We start from the raw sequence: 20819 nt of genomic DNA on the forward strand, positions 1-20819 counted from the left end.
TTCTGACGCTGCCGGACGTTACGTGTTTTGCTCTGTGTGTTTGTGGTGCCGTCAGCGGTTAGCCGGCCGGCGGCGAATGGCTCTCATGACTTGTAATGTAAGTATCGATTTGGGCCTCGAGATCCGCCATGGTTTCCCCGCCGGCCATCAGGTCTGTGATCTCTTCGCGGGTCTTCTCGCCCCTGCGGAAGTCGGCGGCGATCGCCCCACGGATGAGAACGGCGAAGTGATCGCCCACCGCCATCGCATGCATGACCTGATGGGTGATGAAGATCACCGCCAGGCCCCGCCGCTTCGCCTCGTTGACGATCCGCAGCACATGGGCCGCCTGCTTGACGCCGAGAGCAGCCGTCGGCTCGTCAAGGATCAGCACGCGCGCCCCGAAATGCACGGCTCGGGCAATCGCAAGCGACTGGCGTTCGCCGCCGGAAAGCCCGCCGACAAGACGATCACCATCGTCGATCCGGGTGATGCCGAAATCCTGCACGGCCTTGACGGCAATCTCATTGGCCGTCCTGCGGTCATAGACCTTGAACGGCCCCCAGCCCTTGGTCGGCTCGACGCCGACGAAGAAGGATCGGCCGATCGACATCAGCGGAAATGTTCCGCCGAATTGATGCACCGCCGAGATGCCCTTTTCCTGCGCATCGCGCGGCCCGCTGAATTCTACCGGGTTGCCATCCATCAGGATTGTGCCGCGCGTCGGCTTGTGAACGCCGGCAAGTGTCTTGATGAGCGTCGATTTGCCAGCGCCGTTGTCGCCGAGCAGGCAGAGCACCTCGCCCGCACGGACCTTGAGCGAGATATCGTGCAGCACGTCGATCGGGCCGAAGCTCTTGTCGACATTCTGGAGTTCAAGGATCGGAATAGTGTCGGACATGGTGACGCTCACTTGTTTTTCTTCGGCGCGAAGCTCAGCGCCATCTGCCGGAAGGTGTTGTTCATCAGAACGGCGGCCATCAGCATCACGCCGATAATCAGGTTGGACCAGTTGCGGTCGATGTCGGTGAAGTAGATGCCCTGGCTGACGACGGCGAAGGTCAAAGTACCGAGAAAGATCCCGGCGACCGAACCGAAGCCGCCTGTGAGCAGCACGCCGCCCACCACGATCGAGACGATCGTATTGAAGATATAGTTCATGCCGCCCGAGACCTGCGCGGAATTGAACAAGATGGCGCCGCACATTCCGACGAAGGAGGCGGCCGTGCTCGAGAGAACGAAGAGGACGATCCTCAGCCCGTCGGTCGGGATGCCGGCATTGCGCGCGCTGACCTCGTCTCCGCCCATCGCGACGATCCAGTTGCCGTAGCGCGTCGCATGCAGCACGAAACCAAAAACCACCGTCAGCGCCAGCCACCACAGGATGATCACCTGGAATTTGCCGTGGATGAGGTCGCCGAAGACCGTCTTGGCCCAGGCCGGGGCATTGAGGGGCACCGACGCGGCTCCGGTCAGGATGACGGATCCGGCAAGAACGAGCCCCTGCACAGCGACCAGCGTGCCGAGTGTGATGATCAGCGAGGGCACGCTGGTGCGCACCGCCAACACACCGTTGACCAGCCCGACGGCAACGCCGATGGCGAGAACGCCAAGCATGCCGACGACGATCGGCAACTCGTAATAGCCCGAGAGGATGGCGATCGTCATCGAGCCCGCCGGGATCATCGCGCCGATCGAGATATCGAGCTCGCCTGATATCATCAGAAGGCCGACCGGCAAGGCGACGATACCGAGATTGGCGGCGAAGTTGACCCAGCTTGCCGCGCCGAAGAGCGCGGCAAGGCTGACGCCGCCGAAGGCGACATAGAAAGCGATCACCGCGATGAAGCTCAACAGGGCGCCGAATTCCGGGCGGCGTACAAAGTGTCCTATGGAAAAGCCGTTCATCTCCCTGCCCTCACTTCTTCTTTTTCGCAGCGTAGGACATCGCCATCAGCCGGAACTTGTCATTCATCATCACGGCGAGCAGCAGGAGCGCCCCGATGATGACGCTGCCGAGGTTCGGGTCTATGCCGGTGAAATAGATGCCCTGGTTGACGATCGCGAAGGTGAGCGTGCCGAAGACGATGCCCACCACCGATCCTGCGCCTCCGGTCAAAAGCACGCCGCCGATGACCACGCACATGATCGAATTGAAGATGAAGGATTGTCCGCCGAGCACCTGCGCACTTTGGTAGACAAGCACCTGGCTCACGCCGACGAAGGCGGCGGAAAAGCCCGACATCATGTAAAGCGCGATGGTCAACCTTTGCGTCGGAATGCCGGCGTTACGGGCCGAGACCTTGTCGCCACCAAGAGCGAAGATCCAGTTGCCGACGGGCGAGATGTGCAGCAGCCAGAAAAATGCCGCCACGAACAGGATCCACCAGAAGATCGTCACCTGGAACATGCCGCCAATGAAATCGCCGAGGATCGCCTTGACGCTCGGGCTCGGCACGAGCGACACGCCGGTGCTGCCGGCAATGAGCACGGTGAAGCCCAGCGTCAATCCCATGACGCCGAACATGGAACCGATGGTGATGATCAAAGACGGCACGCGGGTGCGATTGACCAGATAGCCATTGAAGAGCCCGACGATCAGCCCGACGCCCAGGCCGGCGGAAATTCCCACGATCTCGGGAAGGCCGTAATGGCCCGATATGATCGCGACCGTCAGGGATGATGCCGGAATGACCGCGCCGATCGAGAGGTCCATTTCACCTGCGATCATCAGGAGCCCGATCGGCAGCGCGACGATGCCGATCTCCGCGGCGACGTTAAGCCAGCTTGCATAGCCTGCAGCGGACAGGAAGACCTTGCCGCCCAGCAAGGCGAAGAAGACGAACACCGCAATCAAGCCTAGTAACGAACCGGCTTCAGGGCGCCGGGAAAGCTGACCGATGGTCGCTTTGGCGTGGCCGCTCGAAGGAACCGAAGAGGCGAGGACATCGTTTCTCGCGTTCATTTGACACCACCATAAAGCCGCGCGACCGATCGGCCGGGCTTTTGAAAGAATGGAAGCCGCCTGCGTGAGGGACAGGCAGCTTCCGACGTTCGGCCGATCCCTTACCGGGCGCCGGCCTTCACACCTGCCAGGGTGGCGTCGACGTTGGAGGCGTCGATCACGCCGGGGCCGGTCAGGATCTCACGCGTCGGTACGGTGAGGCCGTAGTTGACGTTGCCGTTCAGGATCGAGACTGCGAGGTAGCCCTGTAGGTAACCCTGCTGGTCGATCGCGCAAAGCTGGCTGCCGCTCTTGATGTTGTTCAGAACGGTTTCATCCATATTCATGCCGCAGACCTTCACCTGCCCCTGCTTGCCGGCCTGCGTCACACCGTTGACCGCCGAATTGGTGTCGACGTTGCCGATCGCGAAGACGGCCTTGATTTCCGGATGCTGCAGGAGATGCGCCTTCAGGGCCTGCGCCACGGCGGTCGCCGAACCGAATGACGTTGCCGGCAGCGGCAGCGACGAGCCGACGCCGCCCCCTTCGGTCACGCCGTCGGTCATGCCTTTGCAGAAGGCTTCGATGTTTGCCGCACCGGGCAGCGTATTGAGGCAGACGGCGTTCTTGAGGTCATGCTTGGCGAAGTAGGTGCCCGCAGCCTTGCCGGACAGATAGTCGTTGGAGCCGACATAGTTCATCGCGCCGAGACGATCGGCAGCTTCGATGCCGCCGGCATTATAGATGACAAGCGGAATTTTCTTGTCGACGACCGCTTTGAAGGCAGGGTCCATCGCTTCCGGCACCCAGTCCGGACCGACGATTGCGTCGGCGCCCTGGTCGATGGCCTGGCGGATCAGCTCGGCCGCGTCGACCCCGAGATTGTCGTAGTTTTGCGGCCCGAGCCAGACGACCTTGCCGCCCTGGGCTTCTGCGACCTTACCGGCATCCTCGGCGCCCCGCTTGACGATCGACCAGAACGGATCGTCCGGCTTGCCGCCCACGACGAAAATGTTTGCGGCCATAACGGCCGTGGCAGTGCAGGTCATGATGGCGGCGGCCGATACGGTTGCCGCAAGGCGGCGAAATTTAGGCATCTCAATCTCCTCCCTTGGTCCGCCTCCCTGGCGTGACCGTGAGGAGAAACATATCACTGCTTGAAATTCCAGAAATGTGAAATCATACTAAACATGCATAAAGTATCACAGAGTATCAATCATAATGATACGAACGCTTTGACGATGGAGGGAACGATCATGCGGCGGCCGACGATCTCCGACCTTGCCAAGGAGGCCGATGTCTCCATTGCGACCGTCAATCGGATTCTGGGGGGCACCGCCTCCGTCAAAGGAACGACCGTGCAACGCGTCCAGGCCGCCGCGGAGCGCATCGGCTTTTACGGCGCGGGGGCAATCGAGGACCGGCTGCGCAAGTCGGTGCCGAAATACCGGCTTGGCTTTCTGCTGCAGCAATCCAGCCGCGAACTCTACCAGCTCTTCGGCAAGAAGATCGTCGAGGCATGCCGCGCCAGGCGTGACGAAGTCGTCGACCCGGTGGTCGATTTTGTGGATCTCCTGACGCCGGAGAATATTGCCGGCCGGCTCAAGGCGCTCGGCGCAAACTGTGACGCCGTCGCGGTGGTCGCCGCCGATCACCCGGTGATCGCCCAGGCCATCCGCGAGCTGCACGAGAAGGGCAAGCCGGTCATTGCCTATATTACCGACCAATCCGCCCGCGAGCGGGCCGCTTATGTCGGGGCCGACAACTGGAAAATGGGGCGGACGGCGGCATGGCTGATCTCCAACATGACCCACGGGCCGGGCCGCATTGCCGTCTTCATCGGCAACCACCGCTACCAATGCCAGGACGTCTCCGATGCGAGCTTCCGCTCCTATGTGCGCGAGCATGCGCCGCATCTGACCATCGAGGACAGCCGCCCCACGCACGAGGAGCCGAATGAGGCCTACCGGATGGTCAAGGAATTGCTGGCGACGACGGACGACCTCACCGGCATCCTGATCGTCGGCGGTGGCATTTCCGGGGTCTTGCGGGCGCTGAGGGAGGTGCCTGCGGAGCGGCGCCGAAGCATCCGCCTCGTCTGCCGGGATATTGGCCCGGAGACGCGAAAAGGCCTGTCAGAAGGGATGATTACCGCGGCCCTCTGTCATCCGCTGGAACAGACTTCCACGGTTCTGGTGGAGACGATGATCGAAACGATCACGCAGGGCGCGTCGGGCAGCACGATTCAGCGGACCATTACCTTTGAAATCGTGACGCCTGAGAATATCTGAGCCCGCGACCGGAAGGCCGGCGCGGGCTGGGAATGAGGCGATCGTCTCAGACGTCGACGACAAGGCCCTTGGCTTTCAGCACCGGTGCCAGATTGCTGACCTCGATGACCGATTTGCCCGCCTGGTAGGCGGCGATATAACCGGCTTCGGCATCTTCGCGCGCCTGCGACAGCCGGGCGGCTTCCTGCGCTTCCTGCCTGCGCACGACCACCAGCCCGTCGGCATCGCCGACGATGATGTCGCCGGGATTGATGATTTCGCCGCCGACGATGATCGGATCGTTCACCGCAGCGATGGTTTCCTTCACCGTGCCCTTGATGCAGACGCTGAGCGAGAAGACGGGGAAGCCGAGTTCGCGCAACTGCAGCGTGTCGCGCACGCCGGTATCGGTCACGAGACCGCCGATGCCCTTGGCAAGGCAGGCATTGGCAAGCACGTCGCCGAAGGAGCCGGCCTCTTCATATTCGCCGGCGGAGACGACGATGATATCACCGGGCTTCGCATAGTTGATGGCGAGCTGCAGCATGATGTTGTCGCGCGGCGCGCATTTGACCGTGAATGCCGGGCCGCACAGTTTCATGCGGTAGTCCACGGGCTTGAGCCGCGAGGAAAGTGCGCCGCGGCGCCCCTGGGCTTCGTGGATGGTCGCCGGCGAAAATTTGGAAACGGCCTCGATGTCGGCTTTGCTGGGCCGTTCAGCGATGTCTTTTATATGAATCATGGATGCCTCACATCGTTGGTAGACGGCGGGCATATCCCGCCGTCTTATCTCGGTTGATTGTCATCGGGAGGTTCCGAGACCGGTCGGTCTACGGGATCGGGTCGAATTTCAGTTGCGCGAGCGGCACGACTTTGTCGGTGCGGGTCATCTTGTATTCGGTGCTCGGGCCGAGCCACTTGTCCCAGATCTTGTTGATCTCGCCGGACTCATCGAGCTTATGCAGGATCTCATTGATCTTGGCCGTCAGCGCCGGCTGATCCTTGGCCATGCCGATGCCGATCGGCTGGTAGAGCATCGGCTCCTCGATCATCCGCATTTCCTTGCCCTTGCTCTTCGATTCATTGACGAACTTGGTCGTCGTCATGGTGTTGGCCACCATGCCGCGCGCCTTGCCCTGCTGAACGGCGAGATAGGCCGAGGCGGTATCCTGGAAGGTCAGCGGTTCCGATTTGTTGAGCTTGATCGACATTTCTGACGTCGAGCCCTTGGTCGAGGCGATGCGCTGGCCGGCATAATCGGCCTTCGTCTTGCCGGCATCGTCCGCCGGCACGATCAGCATTTCCTTGGCGAGGTAATAGGGATCGCTGAACTGGATCTGCTCGGCGCGGCTCAGCGTATAGGCAAGGTTGGCAACGGTGATGTCGACGCGGCCAAGCTTGACCTCGGGCACGCGGGCCTCGACCGAAACCGGCTTGATCTCGGCCTTGACGCCCAATTCCTTGGCGATGGCGCCGCAGAGATCGACGTCGAAACCGGCCATCTCGCGGGTCTTCGGATCGGGCGAAGCGAAGGGAGGAACATCGGCGAAAGTCGCGCAGCGCAGAGTCTTTGCCGACATGATGTTGTCGAGCTGATCGGCTTTCGCGGGCATCGCCGCCGCCAGGCCGGCCAATGCGACGGTGAGGCTCAGGTATTTCCAGTTCATTGCTGTTCTCCTTTGTTTTTGATGGTTGGTCTCAATGCCTGAGATCAGCGAGGAAACGCTGAGCCCGAGGATGGGTCGGATTGCTGAAGAAATTTTCAGGCGTCGCCATTTCGATGATCTGGCCGGCATCGATGAACCAGATCCGATCCGCGACCTCGCGCGCGAAGCCCATTTCATGGGTGACGCAAAGCATGGTCATGCCTTCCGATGCCAGGCTCTTCATCACGGCCAGAACTTCGCCGACCATTTCAGGGTCGAGCGCGCTCGTCGGCTCGTCGAACAACATCACCGGGGGCTCCATCGCAAGGGCACGGGCGATCGCCACACGCTGCTGCTGGCCGCCCGAGAGTTGGCCGGGATAGGCTCGGGCCTTGTCGGCGAGGCCGACGCGGTCGAGAAGTTTGAGCGCCTTCTCGTGCGCGACATCGGGCGCTACGCCCTTCACCCGGATCGGCGACATCGAGACGTTTTCAGCCACGGAAAGATGCGGAAAGAGGTTGAAGTTCTGGAAGACGAAGCCGATCCGGCTGCGCATTGTGTTGAGCTCCTTCGCCCGCATCGACGCATGGATGTTCTGTCCGTCGAGCGTGATCGATCCGCTGTTGATCTCCTCGAGGCGATTGATCGTGCGGATCAGCGTGGATTTTCCCGAACCGGATGGACCGCAGATGACGACCACCTCGCCGCGCGCGACCTCAGCATCGATGTTCTTCAGGACCGGATAGTCGCCGTAGCTCTTGCAGACCTGCGAAAGCCGGATTGTCTGCGATTCCTGCGCGGAAACTGACATGGTCATAGCTGCTCCGATACGATTTTCGATGGCGTGACCAGAGAGGCCGTGGGAACGTTGAGAAGTCCCGCACGCCGACGCGTGATGCGCCGCTCGAGGCGATTTGCGAAGTAGGTGAGCGTCCAGCAGATGATGAAGTAGACGATCGCCAGGATGAGGAAGACCTGGAAGGGCTGCGTCAGGAGCTGGTTGTTGACCTGGCTCGCCGCAAAGGTCAGGTCCGGCACGTTGATCACATAGCCGAGCGTCGTATCCTTGATCGTCGAGACGAAAGTGGAGAGGATGCTCGGGATCATGTTGTAGAGCGCCTGCGGCAGGATGATGTAGCGCATCGCGCCCATATAGCCGTGGCCAAGCGCACGCGCCGCATCCATCTGGCCGGGCCCGAGCGCGACAATGCCGGCGCGGACGACCTCGCTGAGGAACGCGCTCTGATAAACGACCAGCGTGGTCAGCATGGTGACGAAGCTCGGCACATCGGCGCCGGTCAAGAGCGGCACCAGGAAATAGCTCCACAGGATGAGCATCAGAAGCGGCACGCCGCGGGTGAAATAGACAAGCGCGGTGACCGGCCAGCGCAGCAGCCGCGACTTGGAGAGCCGCGCCATTGCAAACAGAATGCTGGCCGGAAAGGCGAGAGTGATGCTGAGCGCCGAGAGGATCAGCGTGTTGGCAAGCCCGCCGAGCGGTCCGTTTGGATATTGGCCGATCAAGAGCAGCAGCCAATAGTCTTTGATGATGGCGATCATGTCCTGGATCATGCGCGGGCACTCCGGGCAGGATCGGCGCGCATCGACAGGTAGGCGCCGATGCTCATGATCACGAGCGAGAAGAAGAGGTAGAGAACCGTGCCGATCAGGTAGATCTCGAAGGTGCGGAAACTGAGGTTCTCGATTTCCTTGACGGCATGCGTCAGTTCCGACGCGCCGATGACGACGGCGAGGCTGCTGTTCTTGAACAGGGAGACGCTGTGATTGATCAGCGGCGGTAGAGCGTTGCGCACGCCTTGCGGCATGATGACGAAACGCATCGCCGAGACGTAGCCGTGGCCCAGTGCACGGGCTGCCTGCATCTGGCCGTCACCGACCGAGCGTACGCCCGAACGAAGATCTTCGCTGAAATAGGCCGCCTGGCAGAGCCCCAGCCCGATCACCGCGAAGATGGATTCCGCATTGTGGCTGGCAAGCCAATTCGCGATGCCGCTCGGCATCAGCGTGAAGATCCCGAAATACCAGAGCATGAGCTGCACCAGCGTCGGGACGTTGCGGTGATAGGAAACGTAAGCGGCGACCAACGGATCGCCGAAGCGAAAGGGCGACAGGCGCAGACCCAGCAGCAGCAATGCCAGCGCCATCGCCAGCGACCAGGACCCGGCATAGATGATGAAGGTCATCTCGATGCCATGCAGCAGCATGGCGGAATATTCGGGATTTCCGAGGATTGCCGAAAGGTCGAAACCGCTCACGGACTTGGCTCCCCGGATGGATCCGTCTTCGGCTGCGGCCTTGCGGTCTGCAGGCCGCCCATGACCTGCAGCGTCGGCGTGATCTCCATATGCCCGATATTGACGGCGACCGGAGCTGATATGGCGAAGGCGATCGCGTCGGCGATATCGGTGGCCTGTGGCAGTTCGAAACCGTCGATGAACCGCTCCCGGATGCTGGGATCATTGCCGTGGACGTGGTTGAAAATATCCGTGGCGACCCGGCCGGGGCAGATTTCCGTGACCCGCACCCGCTTGCCGAAGGCGTCGATGCGCAGCTGGTTGGACAGCATGCTCACCCCCGCCTTGGTGGCGTGATAGGACGAGTTGCCGCCGAAATTGTAGGCGCCGGCGATCGAGGAAATATTGATAACGTGGCCGCGATCGCGCGCCACCATGCCCGGCACCACCAGGCGGCAGATATGCAGCACTGCCCGCAGATTGACGTCGACGATGAGATCGATATCGCCTTCGTCGGCTTCGAGGAACTTCTTCGGCCGATCGACGCCGGCATTATTGACGAGAATGTCGAATTCCACCCGAGCCGCGAGCTCGGCCATTGCCTTGCGGTCGGTCACATCGATGACATGAGGGATGCAGCCGGTCCGCGTGGCCAGCTGCTGCAGCGCCTCAGTGCTGCGGGCAACGGCATGGACCTCGATGTTCTCCCGGCGGAGCCGCTCGACAACGGCTGCGCCGATTCCGGAGGATGCGCCGGTTACCAGTGCGGTCTTGTAGTCGGAGAATGGCATTGTCGTTCCCTTGTTGTTGATGGAGAGAGTAGCGAAGCTTTAACTCCTTGCCTAAGACCGATTATCTCTGGAGCAATAAGCAACGGTTATGGAGCCTTGCGCGGCTGCCGAAGAACAGAAAGACGCGATGTCGGCGCTATTCGCGTGGTTCGTGCTCAGCAAGGCCCGGCCCGGTTGGCGATCTCGTCGCGTTGCAAAAGCTATACGCGTCTGCAAACATGCCATCCCAGCAGATCAGAATGGTTCCCCGATCCTCATGGACATCAGACGCCTCAAATCCTTCATCGTGATCGTCGACAGCGGCAGCATCACGCGCGCGGCGGATCTTTTGCATATCGCCCAGCCGGCGCTCAGTCAGCAGCTGGCGGCGCTGGAGGAGCATTTCGGCCAGAAGCTTTTGATCCGCAGCCAGCAGGGCGTCAGCATGACCGATGCGGGCCATGCGGTATATCGCCACGCGCAGATTATTCTTCGGCAGATGGAGCAGGCGCAAGCGGATGCTTCGGCGGCCGGCAATTCCCTTGCAGGGCGCGTGTCCGTCGGTCTGGTCCCTTTCAGCAGCGCTGCCACGTTGTCGGTCGATCTGCTGGCGGAGACCCGGAAGCGGCATCCCGGCATCCTGTTGCATCTGACCGAAAGCGTGGGTCAGACCTATAGCCAGATGATCATGAACGGCCGGCTGGAGATGGCCCTTCTACATGGAACCGGGCCAATCAAAGGCGTGCGGTTCGAACCGATCCTCAGCGAGGAATTTTTCCTGGTCGCGCATCGCGATTTTGCGATCGACGCGGATGCCAAACCTGTCGCCGTCAACGCTCTCGACGGGATACCGATGCTGCTGCCGCCGGCCTATAATTTTGTTCGCCGCGCAGTCGATACCGCCTTCACGCGCACCCGCACCAATTTGAAGGTCGTGGCGGAAGTCGAGATCGTCCGCACCCTGGGACGCGCGGTCGGCGACGGTCTCGGCGCGACGATTATGCCGAAGGCCATCGCCGATCGTATCGTATCGGAATCGAGCGAGCCGTTGATCTGCCGGCTCGTCTCTCCGCGGATCGAGGAAACCCTGTCGCTTTGCGTTTCCGACCAGAATCCCCTGTCGGAGCCGGCGCTTGCCGTCCGGGACATTCTCCTCGAGCTGACGGCGCGGCTGAAGGATTAACGGCTGCCGGTCAGCGCATATCCCTACAGAACTCAGCGATGCGGGCGCAGCCTTCGCCGAGTTTTTCCATGCTTGTCGCATAGGAGATACGGAAGAAGGGGCTCATTCCGTAAGCGGCGCCTTGCACGGTCGCGACATGATGCTCCTCGACGAGCGCCATAACGAAATCGACATCCGTTTCGATCTTTCGTCCGCCCTTGCTGGTCTTGCCGATCAGCCCTGAAATGTTGGGATAGATGTAGAAGGCGCCTTCGGGCCTGTGGCAGCGCAGCCCTTCCACCTCCGACAATCTCTCGAGGACAAAGTCGCGTCTCTTCTTGTAGATCGCCGCCCGCTCCTTCAGGAGATCCTGAGGTCCGTCGAGTGCTGCGGTCGCGGCCGCCTGGGTGAGCGTCGCGATGCCGCCGCCGTTCTGACCGTTGACGTTGCTGATAGCTGCCATCAACTCTTTCGAGCCGGCGCAGAAACCGAGCCGCCAGCCCGTCATCGCGTAAGCCTTGGAGACGCCGTTCATCGTCAGGACGCGCTCATAGAGCCTCGGTTCGACTTCCGCCATGGTGCAGAACTGGAAGTCGTCATAGACCAGGTGCTCGTAAATGTCGTCGGTCATGATCCAGACGTGGGGATGGCGCAGCATGACCTCGGCAATGGCGGCCATCTCGGCCCGGGAGCAGGCCGCGCCGGTCGGATTGTTCGGGAAATTCAGGAAGAGCCATTTGGTGCGTGGTGTGATCGCCGCCTCCAGATCCTCCGGGCGCAGCTTGAAGCCGGTCTGTTCGTGGCAGGGGACGGCGACCGGGACGCCGCCGGCGAATTTGACGATATCGGCATAGCTGACCCAGGAGGGTGTCGGAATGACGACCTCGTCGCCCGGATTGCAGGTTGCGAGCATCGCATTGAAGATCACCTGCTTGCCGCCGCCCGAGACGACGATCTGGCTGGCGTCATAGTCGAGATTATTGTCGCGCTTGAACTTCCTGATGATCGCGGCCTTGAGGGCCGGCGTCCCGTCCATCGGCGGATATTTCGTGTCACCCGCGAGCGCCGCCGCATGCGCCGCTTCGACGGCGTGCGCCGGCGTGGGGAAATCCGGCTCGCCGGAGGAGAGGCTGACGACCTGGATCCCTTTGGCGGCGAGCTCTCTGGCCCGCTGGGTCATGGCGGCGGATGCTGATATGGAGACGTTTTTCAGGCGGTCGGCTTTGATGGACATCGGAATGGTCCTTCGGTGAGGGATTGGAGTTATGGACCGCCCGCGGGCGATCGGGATTGTGTCATTCGGCGAGTTCGGCGGCGGGAGCGAGCGCCGCGCCGGTGGCTTCGATCTCGCCGCGCACGACGCCGGCGAGTTCGAGGGCACCGGGTGTGTCGCTGTGAACGAGAATGGAGCGCGCCGGCATGGCGATCACGGCGCCGTCCATCGTCCGGACGGTCCCGTCGAGCAGGAATTGCCGCACCCGGGCGCGCACCGAGGCTTCATCCTTGATGACGGCGCCCGGGAGCCCGCGCGCGACGAGTTTGCCGTCGGCATCATAGGCACGGTCGGCGAGGAAAAGCGCCAGCGTCTTCAGCCGCGCACGTCTGGCCGCCAATTCGATCTCGCTGCCCGACGTGACGAAGACGACGAGACCGGGGTCCACGGTAGCGATCGCATCCATCATCAGGTCGGAGAGGACGGGATCGCGGTTGACCATATTGCCCATCGCCGCATGGAAGCTGATATGGGAGACGGCGACCCGTTCGCTCCTGGCGATCGCCATTAGGGCGCCGAGCTGATAGAGCATCTGCTGGCGAAGCTCGTCCGCCGAAAACGGTATTTCGCGCCGGCCGAATCCGAGCCGGTCGGGCAGACCGGGATGAGCGCCGATGCCGACGCCGTTCAGCTTTGCGAGCCGGACCATGCGCCCCATCGTATCGGGATCGCCGCCGTGGAAACCGCAGGCGATGTTGGCCGAGGAGACGATTTTCATCATCGCCTCGTCGTCGCACAGCCGGTAGGGACCAAATCCTTCGCCCATATCGGAATTCAGATCGATCTTCATGAGTTCCTCCTTGTGAGGGTCCTAGGCCATCGCCTTCAACGCGCGCTTGACCATCCGGGACGTCCGTCTGACGTCGTCGACATAGCGGGTGACGGCCTGTTCGACAGCGCGCGCTTCGGCGTGTGTCGAGCGAACAAAGCTCAGGCGGGTGCCGATGCGGGCCTGTCCCAGCCGCCAGAGATCGCATTCGATCACACCGGCGATTTTCGGATATCCGCCGGCGGTGTTCGCATCGCTCATCTGCACGATCGGTTCGCCGCCGGGCGGTACCTGGATAACGCCGGGCACGACACCGTGGGAGCGCATCTCGATCGATGCCACCGGCTTGATGGGTTCGCCTGACAAGCGGTAGCCAGTCCGGTCGCTTCGGGAGGAAATCCTCCACATCTGGCTCCAGAAGGCTTCGCCGTCTCCGGCGAAAAGCTCATGCTCGCCAGCCGGCAGGGCGCGGATCGGCAATACGCCGTCGACCGGGGCGGGAAAGACATCGCTGAGCGCTGTCGCCGGTTCGACGACGGCGAGGCCCATGGCCGGCAGCATGGCAATCTCCGCGTCCTCGCCGACCGCGATCCGATCGCCTTTCGCCAGTGGCCGGCCTGCATTGCCTCCGAAGCCGCCGCGTAGCGACGTGCTGCGCGAGCCCATGATAACAGGAACATCCAGCCCGCCGCCGAGTGCAATGTAAGAGCGTGCCAGCCGCGGCGACTGCCTCAGCTCGAGAACCTGTCCGGGTTCGGCGATATGGGCGCACCAGGCAAGCCGTTCCGATCCGTCGAGATGAGCATTGCCGTCGGCGCCGGTTACGGCAAACACGGTGCGTCGCTGGAAACGCAGGCTGAACGGGAAGGTCTGCACCTCGATCGCGGCCGCATTCTCGCCATTGCCGAGGAGAATATTGCCGATCCGGACGGCAAGCGGATCCATCGCGCCGCTCGCCGATACGCCGATATCGCGATAGCCGGAACGGCCGAGATCCTGCACCGTATTGAAAGGGCCGCTTTCCAAGATCTCGATCATAGCTCGATCCTCGCCGGCAGGAACCGGACCGTATCTCCCGGCGCCATCATGGCCGGGATCGGCGAGGTGGGGTCGAACATTTCAAGTGTGGCAAAACCGATGGAATTCCAGCCGTTCGGTCCTGTCAGCATGGCGACGCCGGTCTGCATGCCGCCAATGGTCACGCAGCCCTTCGCCATCTTCAGCGAGGGGACGGTCTTCCGTGGCATGTAGATACGTGGGTCGAGACCATGCAGATAGCCGAAGCCGGGAGCGCTTCCCAAAGCGAAAACACGATAGATCGCTTGATGATGGATGCGCACCACTTCGCGGTCGCTTAAGCCCGAGAGATCGCAAAGGGCCGGAAGGTCCGTCGCGTGTTCGCCGCCGTAATGGACGGGGATCTCGATGGTCTTGCCATCGAGATCGATGCTCTCAGCATTCGCCCATGCCTCCAGCAGCCGGGCGACCACCGCATCGGGGTCCTCGGGCGTCTCCTTGAAAATTACCAGCAGATTGGTCATCCCCGGAATGTCTTCCGCGAGGTCCGCCCAGCCTCTCACGGTCTGGGAGAGAGCCCAGATCCGCCGCTGCGCGGCAACGTCGAATTCACCCGGCGCCTCGAGCAGGAAGGCTCTAGCGCCGATCGAGGAAACCCGTGCCCGGCTTTTGGTGGCCGGAACAATCTCGCGTTGCGAAGCGTGCCTGTTCGTCGTGACGATCATGATGGAAACTCGATTTCGAACAGAGGATCGCCGTAGCCCACCAGCGCGCCGGGCGCGGCGAGCAGCCTGGTCATAACGCCGGAACCGCCGGCGCGAAGGGGAAGCAGCACATCCCCGACCCTGATGAAGCCGAGGATATCGGTGTCGGACAGGGACCGCGGCAAATTTTGCGGCACGGCGGAGGCGGCCGGATGTTCGACGCAGAAGCGGCCCGCCATCGGCGCCTTCACGACCGTCTGTGCAGAGCCCGGCGCGCGCGGCGCTGCTTCCGTCGCGCTGATCCGCGCCTCTCCCTCACCTGAAATGATGATGCGAAGCTGTGCGCCCGGACGGGAGATCTCCAGCCCGTCCACTCCGGCGGCCGTCAGTGCTTGGGTCAGCAGCGCGATGGTGGCCGGATCGCTGAAATCGATCGCGCTCATGCCGCCGCCCTCCGCAGCTTCAGCCATTGTTCGAGATAGTGAATGTCCGTCTCGCCCCGGGCGAAAGCATGGTCCTCGAACAGGGCGCGCAGGAAGGGAATGTTGGTCGCGATTCCCTCGATCTCGGTGCCGGCAAGCGCTTCGCACATCCTTGCCATGGCTTTCGCCCGCGTCGGTGCATGCACGATCAGTTTGGCGATCAGCGAGTCGTAATAGGGCGAGACCTTATAGCCGGCATGGATATGCGTATCGACGCGGATGCCCGGCCCCTGCGGCAAAGTCAGATGGGTGACGACACCGGCCGACGGCAGGAAGGTGTCGGGATCTTCGGCGTTGATGCGGCATTCGAAAGAGTGGCCTTCGCAGATCACCTCACTTTGGATGAGGTTCAGAAGCTCACCCTGGGCCGCCTTTATCTGCGCCTGGACGATATCGACCCCGCTCGTCAGTTCGGTGACGGGATGCTCGACCTGAAGCCGTGTGTTCATTTCGATGAAATAGAAAGCACCGTCCTCATAGAGGAATTCGAAGGTTCCGACGCCGCGGTAGCTGATCTGCCGACAGGCCTCGACGCAGGCCATGCCGACCGGCCGGATGATCTCGGGCGCAATCCCTGGCGCCGGTGCCTCCTCCACTACCTTCTGATGGCGGCGCTGCATCGAGCAGTCCCGGTGACCCAGCCACACGGCATTGCCGTGGTCGTCGCAAAGAACCTGTATCTCGATATGGCGCGGATGCTGGAGGAACTTCTCCATATAGAGCGAGGGTGAGCCGAAAGCCTTGCGGGCTTCTTCCCGGGTCAGCGCGATCGCTTCATGCAACTCACCGGCCTTCGGAACGACGCGCATGCCGCGCCCGCCGCCGCCGCCTGATGCCTTGATGATGATGGGATAGCCGATCTCCAGCGCGAGCCGCTCCACCGATGCGGGATCGTCGGGCAGTGCTGTGTCCGGCCCGGGAACGCAGGGCACGCCCGCCGCCATCATCGCCCGCTTCGCCGCGATCTTGTCGCCCATGGTCGCGATCGACGAAGCCGTCGGACCGATGAAGACCAGCCCTGCCTTTTCGACGGCGTCGGCGAATGCCGCATGTTCCGATAGAAATCCGTAACCGGGATGGATGGCGCCCGCACCGGTCAGGCGCGCCGCGAGAAGAATGGCATCCTGATTGAGGTAGCTTTTCGCCGCGCTCGACGGGCCGATGCAGAGAAAGCCGTCAGCGGTGCTGCCGTAGGGCGCTTCCCTGTCCGCCTCGGAGCAGATGGCGACCGTCCTAAGGCCGAGCTCGCGACAGGCACGCTGGATCCGTGCTGCGATCTCGCCGCGATTAGCGATGAGGACGGTATCGAAGCGACGCCCTGAGACAGCGGATTGTTCAAATGTTTCCGGCATCAGACAATCTCCGCCAGCAGATCGCCGGTCTCGACCTCTCCGCCGTCTATTTCGGTCAGGCGCATGATGCGCCCGGCCCGCGGTGCGGTGATCGTGTTGAAGACCTTCATCGCCTCGATGATGAAGAGCGTCTGCCCCTCCTCCACCGCATCTCCGATCGCGACAAATGGCGGTTCCCCGGGCGCCGGGGCCTTGTGTAGAACGCCGAAAACAGGCGCCGTCACCGCATGGAAGGTTTGCTCGATCCCCGAGGACGCATCGGCGATCGGTCTCGGCTTTTGCTCGGGTTCGACGACAGCCTCCTGGCCCGCCGCCGTTCGGAAAATCCGAACCGTCACGTCCTTTTCCGTCACGGTCAGCTCGGTAATATTAGATCGTCCGACAAAGTCGATCAGCGTCTTGATCTTCGAGAGGTCCATGTGCGTGCTCGGAATTTCAAAATCCCACCGCGCATAGCCGAAGTTTCAGATCGCCCGGTGTTGTGATTTCGTAGCACGACGGGCGGATTGATGGGGTCAGACGAAGTTTTGATGGAGCGCAGTCTGTACCCTATGGGGCATCTCGCCTGTCGGTTGCGAATTCCCCAACCGACAGGTGCGGGTCAATCCCTTGCAGGGGCAATGCTCTCCCGCAGGATAAGCTGGCTGCGGATGACGGTGCGCGTTGTTGCCGCATCCTGCGACTGGCTGATGGCGCCGAGCAGAAGTTCCACGGCCGCGCGTCCCATCTCTTCCACGGGCTGTTTGATCGTCGAGAGCGGCGGCGAACAGAATTCGCAGACCGGGGAGCCGTCGAAGGAAACGACGGACACGTGCTCTGGAATAACAAGGCCTGCGCGTTGAATGATGCTCATGAACGAGATTGCCATGTCATCGCTCGTTGCGATGACAGCCGTCGGCCTGACGGCGAGCTTCATGAAATCCTCGGCGGCGCGAATGCCGATCTCGAAGCCATGCTGGTATTCGAGGTCGCCGCCAGATCTCGACACGGCTTCCTCGGAAAGTCCCTCTGCGCGTAGAGCCTCAAGGACCCCGGCGTAGCGCTCGACGTCGTGGTAGTTTCCCTCGGGGCCGGCTATATAGAGGAAGCGCCGATGACCCGAACGGATCAATTCCATCGTCGCGTCACGGATCGCCTCCCGGTCGTTGGTGACGACGCTCGGCAAACCGGCATCACTCATGTCGAACAACATCGAGACGATCGGCAGGCCTGCCCCCGCAGGCGAACGCCCTTCGATCTCCGGAAGTTTCGACGAGAAGATAATGGCTCCCCGAACCGTGCCGCTGAAGGCAAGATCAAGTATGTGCCGTTCGGAAGCTTCCTCGCGATCGAGATTGGCGATCATCAAGTTATACCCCCTTTGGATCAGGGATTTATTGATGCTTTGCAGGACCTGCGGGATGATCTGCGAGGCGCCATAATAAGGCGAACCCGGCAAAATGATCATAATGGTATTGGATTTTCCGACCCTGAGGCCGCGCGCCATTGCGTTCGGCGTGTAGCCGAGTTGCCTGGCGGCCGCATTGATCTTGGCGCGGGTCTTCTCGTTGACCCGTCCGGGATTGGCAAGCGCCCGGCTGACCGTCGATATCGCGACGCCGGCGAGCCGCGCAACGTCAGCCATCAACGCGCCAGACGGCTCTTCTCCCGCCACGCCTTTGTTTTTATTCACCTTTAATTCCGCTCCCGGATGCTTCGATTTGCAACTCTAAGGCAGGTGGCGGTTTATAGCAAACGTTTGCCAAAAATCGCTTGCTTAAAAAACCAGCTTGGTTATCATCTGGGCATGGCAAACGATTGCCATTCATTAATGCATTGAAATCCATGGCTTCTTGGATGTGGAACTCTCGTTCCGCACGCGGTAGGTCATGCCTTGAGAAATGGATAGGTTATGGCTGGCGACAGGCTGCGTTTCGGCGTCGATCTCGTGACATTCTTCCATCCCGGCTTCTGGGGCGTCGGCAGCCATGATGCGATCGTCGACCATGCACGCGCCGCGCCGCGCGCCTTCTGGGACATGATCCTCGACAGCGTCCAGGCTTCCGGCGTCACCGGTGTCGAGTTGACCTTTTCTCCCTTCAACTGGCAGGACGCGATCAAGACCTACGGTTCGATCGATGGCTTTGCCGCCGAACTGGCAAGGCGCGGGCTGACGCTTTGCAGCGGCTTCTTCGCAGAGCTCGAGGCAGCGGGAGACTTTACCGCCCCTGAAGCCCAGCGTGCGCTGATCGACAAGGCGGAACGATATGCCGATTTCCTGAAAGCCTGCGGCAGCGACATCATGGTGATCGGCGCCCCGTTACGCCAAACCCTCGGCGCCCAGCCGGTGCAGTTCCACGATTTCGACCGTGCCAAGGCAATCGCCGATTTCCTCAATCGGCTTGGCGCGACCCTCCATGCCAGAGGCGTCCGGCTCGCGCTGCACACGGAGGCGCACTCGATCTTTGCCGCCGCGCGCGACGTCGATCTGATGATGCTGCTGACCGATCCGGCCTATGTGCATATGTGCCCGGACACGGCCCACATCATCGTTGCCGGCTCCGACCCCATCCAGCTCGTCGACCGCCATCACGAGCGCATGATCATCGCTCACTGGAAGGATGCGATCGGTCCGATGCCTGCCGATACTCCGATCGACAAGCACATCCACGACCGCCACCAGCCCTATTTCTGCGGCTTCGGCCTCGGGCGGGTGGACTGGCCGGCCTGGATCCGGTTGCTGCGTGACCGGGCCTATGAAGGCTGGGCGATCCTCGAACTCGATGCCGCGCCCGATCCCGTCCGCGACATCGCCAACGGGCTCACGCTCGTCCGGCAGGCGCTCCTGCCGATTTATCGCTGAGATCATTCCGAAGACGACAAACGCCCCGCCAAGAGGGCATTTTCAAGAGGTGGAACAATGAAGACCATGATGAAGCTCTTTCTTGCCGGTGTGGCTTTCGCCGGTCCCATCGCCGCGGCGCATGCCGAGGACAAGCCGACGATCGAGATCATGTCGTCCTGGACGTCGGGCGGCGAAGCGGCAGCCTTGAACGTCATCAAGACGGAATTCGAAAAGCGCGGCGGCATCTGGAGGGATTCCTCCATTGCCGGCTTCGGCGCTGCCGATGCCGCCTTCCAGAACCGCATCGTCGCCGGCGACGCGCCCGGCGCCAAACAGGGCGTCATCGGTCTTGCTGCCGCCGATTTCGTCAGCCAGGGTCTTTTCAACCCGATCGACGACGTTGCTGCCGCCGGCAAATGGGCCGACGTCTTGCCGAAATCGATCAGCGATCTCATTTCCTATGATGGCAAGGTCTATCTCGCTCCGACCGGAGCCCATGGCGAAAGCTGGGTCTTCTATTCCAAGGAGGCCTTCGACAAGGCCAGTATTGCGCAGGAACCGAAGAGCTGGGACGAGTTTTTCGCTGATCTCGACAAGCTGAAGGCCGCCGGCCTTATCCCGGTCGCCTGGGGCGGCCAGCCCTGGCAGCAGACCAAGGTCTTCAACATGATCCTGCTCTCGCAGGTGGGGAGCGACGGCTTTCTGAAGATCTATGCAGACAAGGACAAGAGCGAGGCATCCGTCGACGGCGTAAAGAAGACTCTCGAAATCCTCGGCAAGCTGCGCGGTTATGTCGACGCGGGTGCGGCGGGCCGCAACTGGAACGATGCGACCGCCATGCTGATCACCGCCAAAGCCGGCGTGCAGTTCATGGGCGATTGGGCCAAGGGCGAATTCACCGTTGCCGGCAAAGAGCCTGGCAAGGATTATGGCTGCATGATCGCTCCCGAATCCAAGGGTATGGTCTATATCGCCGACTCCCTCTGGTTCCCCAAGACCGGCAATGCCCAGACCGACAAGGCGCAGAAACTTCTCGCCGAGATCGTCATGGACCCGACCGTTCAGGTCGAATTCGCCCGTAAGAAGGGCTCTATCCCGATGCGCGCCGACGTCGACAAGTCGAAACTCGATGTCTGCGCCCAGAAGGGCGTCGAGCTGATGAGCGCCGGCGCGATCGTGCCCGATCAGGCTATCGTGCTCACACCGCAGCAGGTCGGCGCGCTCGATGATTTCGTCGACGAATACTGGAGCGGCGGCTCGAACGACGCGGCGTCTGCGGCCGAGAATTTCTTCGGCATCTTCGAGTAGGATCGTGCCCGTGGCGTCGGATTGATCCCGAGGCCACGGCGCGTGTTCCGCTTTCATCCGTCAA

Annotated in this window: 22 protein-coding genes; 4 read left to right on the plus strand and 18 right to left on the minus strand. The window is 61.9% G+C overall.

The window, feature by feature from the left end:
- Positions 1 to 58: 58 nt before the first annotated feature.
- From Tal182_RS24035 to Tal182_RS24050, 4 genes are all read right to left on the minus strand, one after another.
- A complete protein-coding gene (locus Tal182_RS24035) occupies positions 59 to 880 on the minus strand; it encodes an ATP-binding cassette domain-containing protein (RefSeq protein ID WP_085861341.1) in 822 nt (273 codons plus the stop codon).
- A gap of 8 nt (positions 881 to 888) precedes the next feature.
- A complete protein-coding gene (locus Tal182_RS24040) occupies positions 889 to 1887 on the minus strand; it encodes an ABC transporter permease (RefSeq protein WP_064811907.1) in 999 nt (332 codons plus the stop codon).
- 10 nt (positions 1888 to 1897) lie between these two features.
- Positions 1898 to 2944, minus strand: a complete 1047-nt coding sequence (locus tag Tal182_RS24045; RefSeq protein ID WP_085861291.1) for an ABC transporter permease — start codon at positions 2942 to 2944, stop codon at positions 1898 to 1900.
- Positions 2945 to 3045: 101 nt separating this feature from the next.
- Positions 3046 to 4020 carry a sugar ABC transporter substrate-binding protein gene (locus Tal182_RS24050; RefSeq protein ID WP_064807071.1) on the minus strand — a complete coding sequence of 325 codons (975 nt, stop codon included), beginning with the start codon at positions 4018 to 4020 and terminating at the stop codon, positions 3046 to 3048.
- A gap of 159 nt (positions 4021 to 4179) precedes the next feature.
- On the opposite strand from Tal182_RS24050, the gene Tal182_RS24055 reads away from it, so the two are divergent.
- The gene (locus Tal182_RS24055) at positions 4180 to 5214 is read left to right on the plus strand and encodes a LacI family DNA-binding transcriptional regulator (RefSeq protein WP_085861342.1); all 1035 of its coding nucleotides are present in this window, start codon (positions 4180 to 4182) and stop codon (positions 5212 to 5214) included.
- Between the two features lie 46 nt (positions 5215 to 5260).
- Here Tal182_RS24055 and Tal182_RS24060 read toward each other — a convergent pair whose 3' ends face one another.
- The 6 genes from Tal182_RS24060 to Tal182_RS24085 form a co-directional block, all read right to left on the minus strand.
- On the minus strand, positions 5261 to 5935 hold the full coding sequence (locus Tal182_RS24060; RefSeq protein WP_085861292.1) for a 4-carboxy-4-hydroxy-2-oxoadipate aldolase/oxaloacetate decarboxylase: 675 nt from the start codon (positions 5933 to 5935) through the stop codon (positions 5261 to 5263).
- An 88-nt stretch (positions 5936 to 6023) separates the two neighbouring features.
- Positions 6024 to 6860 (minus strand): ABC transporter substrate-binding protein, encoded by an 837-nt coding sequence (locus tag Tal182_RS24065; RefSeq protein ID WP_064819702.1) that lies wholly within the window; start codon positions 6858 to 6860, stop codon positions 6024 to 6026.
- Positions 6861 to 6891: 31 nt separating this feature from the next.
- Positions 6892 to 7656 carry an amino acid ABC transporter ATP-binding protein gene (locus Tal182_RS24070; protein ID WP_064819703.1) on the minus strand — a complete coding sequence of 255 codons (765 nt, stop codon included), beginning with the start codon at positions 7654 to 7656 and terminating at the stop codon, positions 6892 to 6894.
- Positions 7653 to 8411, minus strand: coding sequence for an amino acid ABC transporter permease (locus Tal182_RS24075; RefSeq protein ID WP_085861293.1), 759 nt, complete (start codon positions 8409 to 8411; stop codon positions 7653 to 7655). The genes Tal182_RS24070 and Tal182_RS24075 overlap by 4 nt, the downstream gene beginning before the upstream one ends.
- Positions 8408 to 9115: an amino acid ABC transporter permease gene (locus Tal182_RS24080; protein WP_085861294.1), complete on the minus strand. Its 708-nt coding sequence runs from the start codon at positions 9113 to 9115 to the stop codon at positions 8408 to 8410. Before Tal182_RS24080 ends, Tal182_RS24075 begins: the two co-directional genes overlap by 4 nt.
- Positions 9112 to 9885, minus strand: coding sequence for an SDR family oxidoreductase (locus Tal182_RS24085; RefSeq protein WP_085861295.1), 774 nt, complete (start codon positions 9883 to 9885; stop codon positions 9112 to 9114). Before Tal182_RS24085 ends, Tal182_RS24080 begins: the two co-directional genes overlap by 4 nt.
- A gap of 256 nt (positions 9886 to 10141) precedes the next feature.
- Between Tal182_RS24085 and nac the strand changes: the two genes are divergently transcribed.
- Entirely contained in the window at positions 10142 to 11047 is a 906-nt protein-coding gene (nac, locus tag Tal182_RS24090) for a nitrogen assimilation transcriptional regulator NAC (RefSeq protein ID WP_064807084.1), read from the plus strand.
- 10 nt (positions 11048 to 11057) lie between these two features.
- Here the strand turns inward: nac and Tal182_RS24095 are convergent, their stop codons facing one another.
- The 8 genes from Tal182_RS24095 to Tal182_RS24130 all read right to left on the minus strand — a co-directional run bounded on the left by Tal182_RS24095 (position 11058) and on the right by Tal182_RS24130 (position 18295).
- A complete protein-coding gene (locus Tal182_RS24095) occupies positions 11058 to 12260 on the minus strand; it encodes a pyridoxal phosphate-dependent aminotransferase (protein ID WP_085861296.1) in 1203 nt (400 codons plus the stop codon).
- Between the two features lie 61 nt (positions 12261 to 12321).
- Positions 12322 to 13089: a 5-oxoprolinase subunit PxpA gene (locus Tal182_RS24100; RefSeq protein WP_085861297.1), complete on the minus strand. Its 768-nt coding sequence runs from the start codon at positions 13087 to 13089 to the stop codon at positions 12322 to 12324.
- A 21-nt stretch (positions 13090 to 13110) separates the two neighbouring features.
- A complete protein-coding gene (locus Tal182_RS24105) occupies positions 13111 to 14106 on the minus strand; it encodes a biotin-dependent carboxyltransferase family protein (protein ID WP_085861298.1) in 996 nt (331 codons plus the stop codon).
- Positions 14103 to 14810, minus strand: a complete 708-nt coding sequence (pxpB, locus tag Tal182_RS24110; protein WP_064807091.1) for a 5-oxoprolinase subunit PxpB — start codon at positions 14808 to 14810, stop codon at positions 14103 to 14105. Before pxpB ends, Tal182_RS24105 begins: the two co-directional genes overlap by 4 nt.
- The gene (locus Tal182_RS24115; RefSeq protein WP_085861343.1) at positions 14807 to 15232 is read right to left on the minus strand and encodes an acetyl-CoA carboxylase; all 426 of its coding nucleotides are present in this window, start codon (positions 15230 to 15232) and stop codon (positions 14807 to 14809) included. Before Tal182_RS24115 ends, pxpB begins: the two co-directional genes overlap by 4 nt.
- Positions 15229 to 16623 carry an acetyl-CoA carboxylase biotin carboxylase subunit gene (locus Tal182_RS24120; RefSeq protein ID WP_085861299.1) on the minus strand — a complete coding sequence of 465 codons (1395 nt, stop codon included), beginning with the start codon at positions 16621 to 16623 and terminating at the stop codon, positions 15229 to 15231. Before Tal182_RS24120 ends, Tal182_RS24115 begins: the two co-directional genes overlap by 4 nt.
- The gene (locus tag Tal182_RS24125; RefSeq protein ID WP_085861300.1) at positions 16623 to 17042 is read right to left on the minus strand and encodes a biotin/lipoyl-containing protein; all 420 of its coding nucleotides are present in this window, start codon (positions 17040 to 17042) and stop codon (positions 16623 to 16625) included. Before Tal182_RS24125 ends, Tal182_RS24120 begins: the two co-directional genes overlap by 1 nt.
- A gap of 182 nt (positions 17043 to 17224) precedes the next feature.
- The gene (locus Tal182_RS24130) at positions 17225 to 18295 is read right to left on the minus strand and encodes a LacI family DNA-binding transcriptional regulator (RefSeq protein WP_085861301.1); all 1071 of its coding nucleotides are present in this window, start codon (positions 18293 to 18295) and stop codon (positions 17225 to 17227) included.
- Between the two features lie 219 nt (positions 18296 to 18514).
- On the opposite strand from Tal182_RS24130, the gene Tal182_RS24135 reads away from it, so the two are divergent.
- Positions 18515 to 19465, plus strand: coding sequence for a sugar phosphate isomerase/epimerase (locus tag Tal182_RS24135; RefSeq protein WP_085861302.1), 951 nt, complete (start codon positions 18515 to 18517; stop codon positions 19463 to 19465).
- 57 nt (positions 19466 to 19522) lie between these two features.
- Complete coding sequence (locus Tal182_RS24140) at positions 19523 to 20755, plus strand: ABC transporter substrate-binding protein (RefSeq protein WP_085861303.1); 1233 nt, start codon at positions 19523 to 19525, stop codon at positions 20753 to 20755.
- Positions 20756 to 20819: the final 64 nt, after the last annotated feature.

This window comes from Rhizobium sp. TAL182 (assembly GCF_002117725.1).
Classification (GTDB): domain Bacteria; phylum Pseudomonadota; class Alphaproteobacteria; order Rhizobiales; family Rhizobiaceae; genus Rhizobium; species Rhizobium esperanzae.